The organism is Belliella aquatica (assembly GCF_014637795.1).
Classification (GTDB): domain Bacteria; phylum Bacteroidota; class Bacteroidia; order Cytophagales; family Cyclobacteriaceae; genus Belliella; species Belliella aquatica.
Genome location: NZ_BMFD01000001.1, coordinates 353,252 through 367,686 on the forward strand (window position 1 = coordinate 353,252; position 14,435 = coordinate 367,686).

8 protein-coding genes are annotated in these 14,435 nt (G+C 38.1%); 5 read left to right on the forward strand and 3 right to left on the reverse strand.

The window, feature by feature from the left end:
- Positions 1-20: 20 nt before the first annotated feature.
- The 3 genes from rhaM to IEV57_RS01530 all read right to left on the reverse strand — a co-directional run bounded on the left by rhaM (position 21) and on the right by IEV57_RS01530 (position 4,187).
- Complete coding sequence (rhaM, locus tag IEV57_RS01520) at positions 21-335, reverse strand: L-rhamnose mutarotase (RefSeq protein ID WP_188438905.1); 315 nt, start codon at positions 333-335, stop codon at positions 21-23.
- The gene (locus tag IEV57_RS01525; RefSeq protein ID WP_188438907.1) at positions 301-3,168 is read right to left on the reverse strand and encodes a glycoside hydrolase family 2 TIM barrel-domain containing protein; all 2,868 of its coding nucleotides are present in this window, start codon (positions 3,166-3,168) and stop codon (positions 301-303) included. The genes rhaM and IEV57_RS01525 overlap by 35 nt, the downstream gene beginning before the upstream one ends.
- Before the next feature lie 74 nt (positions 3,169-3,242).
- Entirely contained in the window at positions 3,243-4,187 is a 945-nt protein-coding gene (locus IEV57_RS01530) for a glycoside hydrolase family 43 protein (protein WP_188438909.1), read from the reverse strand.
- Between the two features lie 284 nt (positions 4,188-4,471).
- Between IEV57_RS01530 and IEV57_RS01535 the strand changes: the two genes are divergently transcribed.
- The 5 genes from IEV57_RS01535 (at position 4,472) to IEV57_RS01555 (ending at position 14,413) form a co-directional block, all read left to right on the forward strand.
- Positions 4,472-5,704, forward strand: a complete 1,233-nt coding sequence (locus IEV57_RS01535) for a glycoside hydrolase family 88/105 protein (protein ID WP_229744201.1) — start codon at positions 4,472-4,474, stop codon at positions 5,702-5,704.
- Positions 5,705-5,826: 122 nt separating this feature from the next.
- Positions 5,827-7,128: a DUF4861 domain-containing protein gene (locus IEV57_RS01540; protein ID WP_188438913.1), complete on the forward strand. Its 1,302-nt coding sequence runs from the start codon at positions 5,827-5,829 to the stop codon at positions 7,126-7,128.
- Positions 7,128-8,441, forward strand: a complete 1,314-nt coding sequence (locus tag IEV57_RS01545) for a TolB-like translocation protein (protein WP_188438916.1) — start codon at positions 7,128-7,130, stop codon at positions 8,439-8,441. Before IEV57_RS01540 ends, IEV57_RS01545 begins: the two co-directional genes overlap by 1 nt.
- A gap of 440 nt (positions 8,442-8,881) precedes the next feature.
- The gene (locus IEV57_RS01550; RefSeq protein WP_229744202.1) at positions 8,882-11,116 is read left to right on the forward strand and encodes a fasciclin domain-containing protein; all 2,235 of its coding nucleotides are present in this window, start codon (positions 8,882-8,884) and stop codon (positions 11,114-11,116) included.
- 30 nt (positions 11,117-11,146) lie between these two features.
- Entirely contained in the window at positions 11,147-14,413 is a 3,267-nt protein-coding gene (locus IEV57_RS01555; protein ID WP_188438918.1) for a SusC/RagA family TonB-linked outer membrane protein, read from the forward strand.
- Positions 14,414-14,435: the final 22 nt, after the last annotated feature.

Sequence of the window (14,435 nt, forward strand, 5' to 3'; positions counted from 1 at the left end):
TTGAAGATGGTGAAAATAGCTTACAGTCTAAAAACCTCTTCCAAGGGAACAGAAACAGGTGAATGATCTTCATGGGTATCCATAATGTCGGCCATGTAGGCCCACCATTTTTGAACAATCGCAGTATTTCCCAAATCTTGTGAACCACTTTCTCCTGTGACTTCTTGTACAGCAAAAAGTGTAGAGGTTTCTCTATCTAGAAATATACTGTAGTTGACTACGCCAGAATCCTTCAGTAAATCACGCAATTCAGGCCAGATTTCATCGTGTCTTTTTTTATATTCTGCCTCTGCACCAGGCTTAATCTTCATTCGGAAAGCGATTTGTTTTATCATGACTTAATGTTGGATCTTTGATGATATCAAAATAGAAATATAAAGTTCGGGAGTAAGATCCATTCATAGCGTTTTTTTCGCCTTGCGGACCATATACGGCAGCATTGGAAGTAATTCCAAGAGCTAATTTACTTCCTAGGGACGGAATTCCATCAAAGAATGAAATATCTCCTTTTGGTAATTCAGGATGACTGATAGGACCTGCCATCCCGTAAAAGTCAAATAGTCTGACATTCAAGCCTTCTTTTTCTGAAACCACATAGAATTTACCTTGCGCAGTGTTGATTTCCATCCAGGAGATATCTCCAAAATAACCTTTGAATTCAGGGTAATCCCATGGAGTACTTCCTGCATGGGTGTTGTTGTATAGGTTTTGATGAACATCAATTGTTCCTTGATTACGATTTTTCCAGATTCGATAAGGTCCTTTTCCGAGCCATTTGGCACTGATGACATTTGATTCAGGATAGTCAAAACTGATACCCGGATAAGCATACCCTCCTTCAGGAAGTGTGTAGGTATAATTCAGCTCCACCCATCCACTTGGGTGGATTGTCCATTTGGTTTGATTTAAGTGACCTTCGTATTCAAAGACCAAAGTTTTGGTTTCTCCCTCTTCCAATATTTCAACATTGCTTACTTCTTGCTCTCCATAAGTGAAAATGGGCCCATTACCAAAGCTGAGATCCATTCCACTCGGTTTTTGGATTCTAGATAGCGTTCCATTCGAATTGTCAAAAGTTAATGTGAAGCCTCCCGCAGAGATCACAGTTAAACTGTCACTTAGCGTGAGTTCTGATTTTGCTTTTTCTTGTGGTGAATTAGTGATCGCATCAAAAATAGCTTGAAGGGGGTTGATTTTCCAAGACCATTTATAAACCTCTTCCCCATGTGGATCTATTGCTTTTAGGTAAAGACCTTCAGCTTCATCGAGCAACGTGAGATCGGTTATTTTGATTTTCCCTTTTTCTCCAGGAGCAATCTTTGGACTTTCTAAACTGGATTTTTGAATCACTTCATGACCAGAAATAGGATCTCCTGGTTTTCTAAATTTGACCCATTCCACTTCAAAATTTACTTCAGATAAGTTGGTGAAATGGTATCTGTTTTCCACTTCTATTTCCCCATTGAAGTCCTCAGGGAGTTTTTCTATGAATATTTTCACAGGGCTGAAAATTTCCCTGATGGCATAGAAGCTTCCTTCTTTTTGCCTGTGTGGGCCGAGCAATCCATCAGGAGCATTCACTCTATTGACATCGATCTTGTTTCCAATATCTGTTCTGACTAAACCTTCATCAGAAAATACCCACAAATATCCTCCACCTGACATCTTGGAAGCCCACATTAACTCCCAAAAATCATGGAGTCCGGCTGCTCCACCACCATCATCTTGCGCATGCAAAAACTCTGTTGGCATGTAAATCAAGGTAGAGTCGGCAAATTTTCTTTGCAAACTTGCATAGTTTTCATAATGATCAGTATCGATTCCATTGAATTCATTTCCGGGTCTGTGATGGGCATGAATCACCGGTCTTTTGGAAGGATCATAAAGATCGAAATCTCCATCCAAAGCTTTGTTTGTTCCTCCTTCGTTACCATTGCTCCAGAAGATGATCGAAGGGTGATTGACATCTCGCCTTACTAATTCTTTGACCAAAACTCGGCCTGATTCCGTGTCATAAGCATTTTGCCAACCTGCTAGCTCGTCCATAACATAGAGCCCAAGTGAGTCACAGATGTGGAGGAATGATTTGTCAGGTGGATAATGGGCTGTTCGCACAGAGTTCATATTCATCTCCTTCATCAGCATGACATCCATAAGGTCTAAGGAAGGATTGAGAGATCTACCTGTTTCCGGCCAAAAAGCATGTCTATTGACACCTTTCATTTTTACTTTTACCCCATTGACGTAGATACCATCTCCTTCTTTGATCTCGATAGTTCTGAAGCCAATGCGCTCTTCTACTTCATGAAGAGTTTTATTTTTGTTGTCTTTCAGTGAAATCTTGAGTTGATATAGATTTGGAAATTCTGCATTCCAAGTTTTGACGTTTTCGATTTTGTTTTTTAAGATCAAATTTCCCTCATCATTTGCTGCAGTAGTCCATTCTTTAATGGTTTTGCCATCGAAATCTGAAAGTGATGCAGTGATTTTATTGGAGGCTGTGACATTTTGCATTTCAAGGTGAACTTCCAAATTTCCATTTGCCTCTGCGACGATTGCGTGATGTGAAATATGTTGATTTGGTTTTGCAGTAATGTAAACAGGTCGAAAAATTCCTCCAAAAATCCAATAATCAGCAAATCGCTCAGCACGGTTGACAGAATTGTTAGCGGACATTTTGCTGACTTTGACTTCTATCAAATTTTCATTGCCAATGTTTACAAAGTCTGTAATGTCATACGAAAACCTGTAAAATGAACCTTGATGTATCGGCCCAATACTTTTACCGTTAATTTTCACTTCAGTGTCCGTCATTGAGCCTTCAAAGACCAATTCAAGAGATTTTCCTTTATAATCTGATGGTAATTTGAAAGTCCTTTTATAAAATCCCACTTCGTCAGCAAACTCGTGGGATCGACCATAAGTCACATAGTCTCTACCATAATCGTAAGTTCCAAACCCTTGTTGTTCCCAATGCGAAGGAACTTCAATCGTACTCCAAAAACCGCTTTTTCTTCCCGAAGAACAGAAAAACTCCCATGTTTCAGTGTTTTCATTGTCGGTCCCACTAAGAAAAAATTTCTCGGTGTGTTGTGCTTTGCTTGGAAAAATAACTGATAAGCAAAGAAGTAAGGCAATGGATAGCATTGCGGAAATTCTTCTGTACATGGTGATTTGGGTTGAGATGAATAGCCTAATAACAGCTATCTTATCCAAATATGTATCCTGTACTTTCGGGGAAATTATAAAACAGCCTTTTTGAGTTTTTCTAATTCTGCCAAGCTGATCTTAAAGACTGTTCCGTGCCTCGTTCCTTTTGGAAAAGAAACTTGATCTGAAATGTCAGTCCAATTGACTAAATCTTTTGAAGCAACAGCGCCCATATTTTTTTCAATGTATTTGTCAAAATAAACGATCCATTCATCTCCAATTTTAGTCACTGTCGGCCCTTCTGCCCAATAGTCACCTGAAATCGGTTCTGACGCTGGCCCATACCCACCAATGAGTGACTTACTTTTGGTAATTCGAATATTCTTTTGGGCAGGCTCTCTTGTTTCATCTTTGACAAACATGATGTATTCATCATTTTCTTTGATGATTGTGCCGTCTATGACATTAAAGCCTGGTACGTAAAGGAGTCCTGTTGGAGTGAAAGTGACAAAATCTTTAGTAGTAGTAAAATATTTCCTGTGGTTATAGCCATTTTCTTCTTCTGATTGAGTTTCAAGAAACTTACCTTTTACAGTTGTAGACCAAAAAATCATGTAGTATTCCTCTTCTTCATGGTAAAAAATCTCAGGAGCCCAAGTATTTCTGGCGCCTGCTTCGTGCACCATTACGGGGATCGTTTTTTGGTTGCTCCAATGAATCAAATCAGGAGAGGAAGCATAACCCAAGCCTTTTTCAGTCCAACTCACTGTCCAAACCATGTGGTAAAGTCCATCGCCTCCTTTGATAATACACGGGTCCCGCATCAATTTATCATCTCCTGCTGTTGGTGTTAGAAAGGATTTTCCTTCTTGCAAAGCTCCCCAGTTTAGTCCGTCTATACTATAGGCCAAGTGAAGTCCATCTTCCCCATTTCCTGTGAAATAGGAGAAGACGTAAACCTCTGCTTTTTCAGATGTACAATTGAAATTTAGCAAGGAAGCAAATGCACAAAATACAAAAAGAGCAAAAGTTTTCATAGGCTTGGATTTTATTTAGAAGTATAAGATTAAAGGAATATTTTCTATTGGACAAATTAAAAAATGGCAAAGCCTGTCCCGGGCAGGACAGTACAGTGAGGTAAAAATCATTACTATGTTTGATTTTTAGGTTCGGGTAAGTACAGGATAGGAAATCAAAAGAAGAACTCTAATTTTCGATAGATTAATTTAGCTGATCATCCACTTTAGAACTCAATTCTTAGCGAATCCTAAAGCAATAACCCAAAACTATGACTCAAAAATCTTGTCTAAAATTTGCCTTTGTGGCAACCCTAGTAGCATTTTTATCTACAACACAAGTTTTTGCGCAGCAAAGTAACGAAGCGTCTGATATAGCCGTCGTGCATAAAATAGCAGATTTTATATTGTCGGAAAATAAGTTAGGGTTTGTCGATGAGCAAGGTAATTATTATGCCTCTTACAAAGATATTCCTAAAGACAAGGAAGTTTCATTTGCATCGAAATATGGAGAGTGGCATTACACCAATGGTGTGATTAATCTTGCGATGATGCATTTAGCAGAACATACAGGAGACAAGAAGTATTACAATTATGCAAAGAATCATATAGCTCATGGTTTTGATAATTACGAATTTTTCCAAAACCGATTTAAAAACGACAGGCCACACCACAGATATCCTTTAGGACAACTTTGGACGATGTTGGAATTGGATGATTTTGGAGCGATTTCGGCGAGTATGTTGGAGTTGATGAAAGAAGATGACAATCCACGATACAAGCAATATATCGAAAATGGAACCGAAAGGATTACTTATGGACAAGACAGGTTATTTGACAAAACTTTGGTCAGAACCTTTCCACAAGAAATGACACTTTGGGCAGATGATCTGTATATGAGCGTTCCTTTTTTATCTAGATTGGCAGTTTATACGGGAGAGAATAAATACTTTGATGATGCCATCAATCAAGTTTTGAATTTTGATAAATATCTCTGGAATGAACACAACGGATTGTATTTCCACTGCTATTACTCCGATACAGAGGAAAATGGAGTTGCCCATTGGGGGAGAAGTAATGGCTGGTTGGTGTTATCTCAGATCCATTTATTAGAAAGATTGCCTGATGGCTATCCGGGGAAAGAAAAAGTAAAAAAGAATCTTGAAAAGCAATTGATTGGGTTATCGAGATACCAAGATCAGGATGGTCTGTGGAGACAATTGCTTGACAAGAATGACTCTTACCAAGAAACATCCGCTTCGGCCATGTTTGTCCAAGGTTTCGCAAAAGCGATTACAGAAGGTTGGATTGACAAGCGGTTTGCTTCTGTAGCATTGCGAGGTTGGGAAGGTTTACGAAAAATTATGATCACAGAGGATGGTCAAGTAAAGGATATTTGTGTCGGTACTGGAATTAGTGATGATTTGATCTTCTATTATAATCGAGCAGCAAGACCAAATGAAAAACATGGGGTTGGCTCAGTGATAGATGCAGGAATTGAAGTGATTAAGTTGAAAGCATATTTAGCGAAGCCATAAAAAAATGTTTTAATATATAGGGTTAATTTAGTTTTGAAAACCATGCCTCTTTGTGGTGTGGTTTTTTATTTTCTATTCATTGAAAAAACACACCTATTTTACACAACAAACCCAAACCAATTATGAAAAAAGTTCAGGTTCTATTTCTAGCAGTAATTACAATCGCTTTTCAAAGTTGCCAGACTTCTGAGAAAGAAAATACAGGAATAACTTTCCTTTTAAGTAATCCTTCCACGATAGAATTGGTGGACAAAGGGGTCAAAATAGCAAGAACAGAAATTGATTTTGATAGCTCAAAAGCTGTATATCCATTGATAAAAACTGCTTCAGGAGAAATCATTCCTTCACAGTTGGATGATATTGATGGCGATGGGGAATGGGATGAAATTTTCTTAGTTTGGAATTTTGCGCCAAATGAAGAAATAGAGATTTCTTTAGCGTGGGTAGAGGAGGCAAGAGAATACGAAAAACGAACAGCTGTAAGGTTTGGTAAAAGAGATGCAATAGATCAAGCAGTTACCTCCAGAAAAGGGGATGTATTGCTTGCTGACGAGCTTCCAAGAAGTATAGGTTACCAGCCTTATCAGACTGATGGCCCTTCATGGGAAAATGATAAAGTAGGGTTTAGACATTATTTTGATGGCAGAAATTCAAAGGATTTGTTTGGGAAAAAGACTTCAGCCATGAGCCCGAAGGATGTTGGCGTTAATTCAAAGGGAGAAGTTGAGGACAATTATCACACGATGGAAGATTGGGGAAGGGATATTTTGGCAGTTGGGAATTCCGTTGGTCTTGGTGGTTTTACCCTTCTGAAAGATGATAAGCCAGCAAGATTGGGTGTTTTGGTTACTGATTCGGTAAATAACATTGAGAAAAGCACTTTTAAGATCCTATCCGAAGGATCTGTTCGGTCCATCATTCATTTTGAGTATAATAATTGGGATGCATTTGATCGAAAATATCCAAAAGTAGAAGAAAAAGTGAGCATTGTACCTGGCATGTATGGGTTCAAAAACGAGGTGAAGTTCGATGGATTACAAGGTGACGAGCACATTGCTATCGGCTTGGTCAATATCCACAATGATAAAGGAATCAAGCAAATTGATGATTTCGAGGACTGGGTAGTCTTGATGACGCATGATGCACAGGGTTATGAGAAAGAATGGATCATTGGGATGGCTTTGATTCTTCCTAAAGCTCAATTCATAGAAATGATAGAAGCACCGCAGGAAGGAAATGTAACGGATTCGTACCTAGCTAAAATGAAAACTGTCAATAATGAACCCATAGAATATTACGCTATTGGTGCCTGGGAGTTAAGTGATGAAGGTTTTAGAGAAGCAGCATATTTCGAACAATACCTCCGTGATTTAGTCAGCGAAATTCAAGTAGATATTCAAGTGAACAAAATAACCCAAGAATAATGAAGAAGACATTTATTTTCACAATCATATTAAGTGCTCTTATTGGTATTTGTGAGGTTCAATCACAAATAGGCACCCGATTTCCATCAGAGAGAAAAGTAGTAAAAGACCCCGTTACAGGAGTTGATCTAATATTCTTGACGAGTACTCCTGCGGGCGATTCGAAAATTTATCCTACGCACCCACAGTGGACAGCAGATGGGAATTGGCTGATTTTCCGCTCCAATCGCGTCAAAGGAGAAGCGATGGCAGTGAATGAAACGACAGGAGATATTATCCAAGTGACCGAAGGAGGTTATGATGGTATGTTGACTTTAGCGCGAAAAGAAATGCGACTCTATTATATGAGGAAGTTGGATGCAGGAGATATGGAAGTTGTTTCGATCGATCTTGCAAAGCTTTTTGAAGATAGTATGACAGAGAATCTCAAAGTAAAGTCAGTATATGAAACTATTCATGGGGTAGTCCCAAAATCCATAGGTAATGGAGGAGATATGGCGCTAGATGCGGAAGAGGGTCAAATCTATTTTAAAACCAATAAGGAAGAGTCTGCAAAACATTTGGCTGCAAATGTGTCAATTGAGCCAACATTTGGACCAAGGAATATGGGTGCTGGTCCGGGAGGGATCGCTTCGATGGACTTGAAATCTGGAAAAATCTCCCATGTAGTTTCTGTACCTTTTCAGGTAGGGCATGTTCAGACCAATCCTTGGGTAGCCAATGAGATCATTTTTTGTTGGGAAACTGGAGGGAAATCTCCACAGCGAACGTGGACAGTTTTGGCAGATGGAACAGGATTGAGGCCATTGTATCCCGAGTCTGAATATGAATGGGTCACGCATGAAGCAGTGATCTCCAAAGATGAAGTCGCTATGGCGATAATGGGTCATAGACCAGTTGATTTTGGTACAGAAAATAGGAATGAATCTTCTGCTGCAAACCCTGGACAAGAAACATCTTGGGGTCCTTCAGGGACAAGAGAGAAACCCACAGGTTTAGCTATTGTCAATTTAAGGACAAGAGAAATGAGAATTGAAGGACAGACAGAAAGTGGAAGTGGCTTATGGCATGTTCATGGATCACCCGATAGAAGATGGGCTGTGGGAGATGATTTTTCCCGTACAATTTATTTGATTGATAGAAATACCAAGGAGATGAAAGTTCTCTCTACGGGTCATAAGGCCACAGCAGCTGATCATCCACATCCTACATTCAATCCAGAAGGGACCAAGATCCAAATTCAATCTGCCATGCTTTCTGAAGATGATAGGTCAATGAATATTTGCATCATTCCGATTCCAAAAAATTGGTAAATTTAAATATTATAAAAGGGCGAAAGCCCTTTTTGAATTTTCGGAATGTGATTTTTAGAACGATGATTTCGTGGAGATTTTCATTTTTTAATAATCAAAATTAACTATTGTCAAAACGACAAATTATGGAATATTCAATAGTTATATGATTTTAATGAATTTTTAGAAAAAAAATAGCCTTTTCCTTAAACAATTATGTTCCAGAGCAATTTTTCAGATTCATAGCGTGTTTTTTTTTATTTAAATAGTATTTCTGATCTCAAATATATTTTTGAATTACAGTATAGTACAGGATACCAAGGGTACTTGATTTTTATAAATTTCGAAATAAGGTGAAATAGCAAAATTATATTTCTTTCGAAGAATCAGTAATTCTGACTTTGTTGAAAATTAAGAGTCTCTATCTTCTTTATACAAAATTCAATAAACCAAAATAATATATGAACAAATTTACCATTAGATTTTATCTACCTCTATTGGCAATTATTATGAGTTTATCCATGGTAAGTTGCCAGCAGGAGTTTGATGAATATTACGCTAGACCTGCAACTTTAGCGGGACCAGTCTTTCAGGTGTTATCAGATTCTTCTAGGTTTAGCGGAAATTTTGATCACTATTTGAGATTGGTAGAAAAGGCAGGGTACAAAGAAACCCTGAGCTCAGCTGGTTTTTGGACAGTATTTGCGCCAGATGACAATGCTTTTGAGGCATATTTTAATGAAAAAGGAATCTCTGGTGTGGAGGATATCGATGACGAAACAGCGTTTCAGCTCGTTGCCTATTCACTGATTTATAATGCTTATGACTTGACTGCTTTAGGTTTTTACCAAACAGGTCCTGGAGCTGATACGCTTTCTTCGGCATTTAGAAGGAAGACAGCATACTACACAGGGGTGACACGAAGAGAAGTAGACGGTCAGCAAATGGAAGTTATCGCGACCAATAGAAATGGTATCGGTAATTTTGCAATCAATGATAACAATCACAAACATGTTCCCTATTTCTTGAATCATTATTTGAGACAACAAGATATCACGGGACAAGATATTGAAGCTTTTTATAATAGATCGTTTAGCGGTGCTCAAGTAGATAGGGCAAATATTTCGATTTCAAACGTTCGTGCTGAAAACGGTATTATTCATGTTTTGGATAGGGTGATTGAGCCACTTCCAAACATTGAAGATTATTTAATGAGTAAGCCTCAATATAGCTTATTCAAATCCATCCTAGAAATGGATTATCGACCAAGAAATAATAATGTAGCTGTGAATTATGATGCTAATTCATATCCTCAGCTTACAGAAAGGTACGGAGCACTTCAGCAGCTCATGGGACCTGTCCACGTAAAGTCCTACACCGGTCAGCTGGCTTTTGCACCTAATAACGAAAATTTCCTAAGGGGAAATGCAAACGATGCTCAATCAAATTCTTGGACATTGTTTGCTCCTGAAAATACTGCTTTACAGCAATTCTTAGACGATATACTTTTAGAAAATTATGGAGCACTTAGCAATGTGCCAGATGAAATCATATTTGATTTCGTGAACATGCACATGTTCCAATCAGCTGTATGGCCGAGTAAATTTTCTGAAAACGCTAATGCCCTTGGTGAAGCTGCCCGATTTGATTTAGGATCGAATATTACAGATAAAAAAATATTGAGCAATGGACTCTTTTATGGAACAAATAAGGTTCAAGAAGGAAACTTTTTCTTCTCAGTCTATGGGAAACCATATTTGAATCCAGCTTATAGTATCATGAGGACTTTGCTAAATAATTACAGGTTTACGATCTCCTCTCCTGGACAAAATTTCGGTCTTATCATGATGTCAAATCAGCAAATTGTAGATGCAGGGTTTGAATATAATCAAGGTACTCCGACTGAATGGACTTTTAACGGGGTAGCAAATCTTGCATTTGATAGGATCAACAGAATGCTTGAACTGTCTATGATTAGATTGGGTGATCCTTCTGAATTGGCAGATTTGAATACACCAAAAATCTTTGAGACGTTTGGTGGCGAATATGTAAGAATTGAAAACAATCAAATATTTGCCTCGGGAAATGTTGATAATGACACAAAACTAAATTTCATTGTTTCAGAATCACATTTGGCAAATAACGGGTATGTTTTGTACACGGACGGCTTGTTGACTTTTACACAAAAAACACTCGCCCAAACGATTTTTGAGACACCTCAATTTTCTAGATTCTCAGAATATTTAAATGGATCTTCAATCTACAATAGACAGACCTTGCAAATAGAAGGAGTAGGCTCAGGTGCTTTCTTTACGGTATTGGTTCCATCCAATGATGCTATAGATCAAGCGATAATTGATGGGAAATTGCCTGCAAATCCAAATACAGGAAATGCAGAAGAAAGAGAGCAAATCGCTGCTTTTTTAAAGTATCATTTTATTCCAAGAAACACCATTGTACCTGACGGAAAAAAGATAGTAAATCCAAGCGGAGAAGAATTTAACACGCTCTATGCTACACTCAGTGGAGAAGTACAGAAGGTAATCATTGACAATAGTGCAAATGGTAATACCCCACCATTTACGATGACAGTGAGAGATGGTCAAGGTAACATAGCGAATGTTATCATTCCTCAAAGTAATGTCTTGGCCAATAGAGCTGTCATTCATCAGTTGGATAGAATCCTAGAGTTTTAATCAATAATCCCAAAACTAAAAGAAATTTATATGTATAATTTTACTAAAAAAGCGCTTTGGGTAATACTGTGCTTTTGGATTTTTCTTCCAGGAGTAAAAGCTCAGACAGCTGCAACACAGCAGGCCACAGAGATTGTGAGAGGAAAAGTCATAGATAAAGATGATGGACTCTCAATCATTGGAGCGACTATCATGGAAATAGATAGAAACGATGAAAGAACGATTCGAGGGATGGCTACCGATGTTAATGGGAACTTCTCTTTGAGGGTAAACAGCAAACAAAATTTACTGAGAGTATCATTTATTGGTTACAAAACGCAAACGATTCCGATTAATAATAGATCAGAAATCAATATTACATTGGTATCAGACATCAGTGACCTGGATGTAGCAGAGGTGACTGCTCAAAAATATGTCGATCAGGGTATGATGAAAATCGACCCTAGAGAAATGACTTCTGCCACTACCACTGTAGATGCGGAATTATTACGAGAAATGTCAGCACTTTCTATTGATCAGGCGCTGCAAGGAAGAATGGCTGGTGTGGACATCGTATCCAACTCAGGTGATCCAGGTGCAGGGATGTCGATCCGTGTAAGGGGAACTACTTCTATCAATTCCACTTCTGAGCCTTTGATCGTAGTAGATGGAATTCCTTTCCAAACTGAGACTTCTTCCTTTGATTTTGCAAATGCCAATGAGCAAGAATATGCTCAGTTACTAAACGTGGCACCAGCTGATATCGAATCGATTACTGTATTAAGAGATGCAGCAGCGACAGCTATCTGGGGAACAAGAGGTTCAAATGGTGTCTTGGTCATCACAACAAAAAGAGGAGCAAAAGGAAAACCAACAATCAACTACTCCTTCAGAGGAGCAGTGACGCGACAGCCAGATCAAATCCCAATGCTTAATGGAAACCAATATTCTACATTGATTGCAGAAGGCTTCATGAATAGTTTTGGTATTCCTTTGAATACAGAAAACACCAAAGAGTTTTCATATGACCCAAGAGATCCTTATTACTTCTATAACTACAATAACAATACGGATTGGATCAATGAAATCACGCAACTTGGTTACATGTTAGATCACAATGTTGCACTTTCAGGTGGTGGTGAAAAAACCAGATATCGAGTAGGTGTCAATAAAAACAATTCAGTAGGTACAAATGTAGGAACTGGTTTCGATCGATTTTCGACAAGAATAGCTTTGGATTATTTTGTATCGAGCAAAATTAGAATTTTGACAGATTTAGCTTATACAAATTCTAAAACTACTAGAAACTGGAGACCAAATGTAAGAAGTGTTGCATATGGAAGAATGCCAAATATGTCGATTTATGAATACGACATCAATGGAAATAGAACGCCTAATTATTTTTCACCTGAATTTAATATTCAGGGAGGATTTCCTGGCACATACAATCCAGTAGCCATGGCCAGAGAGTCACAAAATGTGGCTGTGAGTAACAGGATTATTCCAAAGTTCACGCTTCAATATGATATTCTTGAAGGGTTGATGTTTCAATCTGACGTAGCATTTGATATCAACAATACGAAAACTGACGAATTCCTTCCGCAGATTGTGACAGGTCTTCCGATGAATAATCAAAATGTGAATAGAGCGACTAATCTAAATTCGGATCAGTTAGTTACGCAGACCTTTACTAAATTATATTACACCAAAGATTTTAATGAAGATCATAGCTTGATGGCTATGTTACTATTCACCACGTGGGATCAAAGAAATGATAGCTATAGAGTAGGAACTAGCAATTCACCTTCTTCTTTTTTACAAGATCCAGGGTCTGTTACTAGAGATAATAACATTTCCTTAAACACCTTCACGAGTCAATCAAGAAGTGTGGGTGCAGTAGCGAATTTTCAATACGGCTTTAGAGACAAGTATATTATCAATGGGGCTATTCGACGAGATGGTAGCTCTAAATTCGGCTCCAACAATAGATGGGGAACTTTCCCAAGTATTTCTGGACGATGGAGAGTATCAGGTGAAAACTTTATGCTAGACCAAAATTTCGTAAATGAATTAAGCTTTAGAGCGAGTTATGGTCAAAGTGGAAATACACCCCGAGCTGATTATCTTCATTTTAGTACCTATGCCAATCTTCCATGGAATTACTTAGGTGAAGCTGGAATTATCCCTCAAAGTTTAGAATTGACAAACTTCAAATGGGAGACAGTATCTCAAATCAACTTGGGATTAAACCTTGAAGTGTGGCAAAGTAGAATCAACATTGCCTTGGATGTCTACAGAAATAGAACCACGGATCTTTTCTTAGATAATTTGAGAATTCCTAGTACCACAGGTTTCAATTCTATCAATATGAATATTGGAACAATGGATAATCAAGGGTATGAATTGTCAGTATTTACTACACTTCATAGGTCAAAAGATCTATTGATCAATTTTGATATGAATATTGCTCGAAATGATAATATCGTAAGAGCAATCAGTGAATTGTATCAGACAGACAACCTTGAGCAAATGCAGTTCAACGGAAACTATTATGTCAATATTCAAGTGGGTCAGCCTTTAGGTTCATTTTATGGCTATAAATATAAAGGAGTCTATAAAGATGGAGAAGCAACCATAGCTAGAGATGCAAATGGCAATCCGATTATAGGTCCCAATGGAGACCCTATTCAAATGGCTTTCAATTACCCCAACACCAATTACCAGTTTCAAGCTGGAGACGCTATGTATGAAGACATCAATAATGATGGTAACATAGATTACAAGGATTTGGTGTGGTTGGGTGATGCAAACCCTAAATTATTTGGTGGTTTTGGCCCACGAGTGAAATACAAAAATCTACAGGTATCTGGTTATTTCAACTTTAGATATGGAGTATCTATTGTGAACAGAACTAAGATGGACACTGAGAATATGTTCAATTATGAAAATCAGAATGCTGCTACATTGAATAGATGGAGAAATCCAGGAGATGTAACAGATATGCCAAGAGCATTGATCAGGACAGGTTACAATTGGTTAGGATCTGATAGATATGTTGAGGATGGTTCATTCTTAAGATTTAGAACGCTGACAGTAAGATATGCCATGCCAAAGACCTTCCTTGATAGAACCAAACTTGGTGAGTTGAGCTTCTACCTGACTGCTGAGAACCTATTTACTTGGACTAATTATACGGGACAAGATCCAGAAGTTGGTATGACAAGTAACAATGCAAATAGGTTATTCCAAATTGGATATGATGTCGCAAGAACTCCTCCTGTTCAGACATTTACCTTAGGGATTAATACAAGATTTTAAGGAAGTGAAGTAACATTTAAAC

What these genes read in the sequence shown, in the direction of transcription:
- rhaM (WP_188438905.1), bottom strand. Translation starts at nt 335, where the DNA reads ATGATAAAACAAATCGCTTTCCGAATGAAGATTAAGCCTGGTGCAGAG.
- IEV57_RS01525 (WP_188438907.1), bottom strand. Translation starts at nt 3,168, where the DNA reads ATGTACAGAAGAATTTCCGCAATGCTATCCATTGCCTTACTTCTTTGC.
- IEV57_RS01530 (WP_188438909.1), bottom strand. Translation starts at nt 4,187, where the DNA reads ATGAAAACTTTTGCTCTTTTTGTATTTTGTGCATTTGCTTCCTTGCTA.
- IEV57_RS01540 (WP_188438913.1), top strand. Translation starts at nt 5,827, where the DNA reads ATGAAAAAAGTTCAGGTTCTATTTCTAGCAGTAATTACAATCGCTTTT.
- IEV57_RS01545 (WP_188438916.1), top strand. Translation starts at nt 7,128, where the DNA reads ATGAAGAAGACATTTATTTTCACAATCATATTAAGTGCTCTTATTGGT.
- IEV57_RS01550 (WP_229744202.1), top strand. Translation starts at nt 8,882, where the DNA reads ATGAACAAATTTACCATTAGATTTTATCTACCTCTATTGGCAATTATT.
- IEV57_RS01555 (WP_188438918.1), top strand. Translation starts at nt 11,147, where the DNA reads ATGTATAATTTTACTAAAAAAGCGCTTTGGGTAATACTGTGCTTTTGG.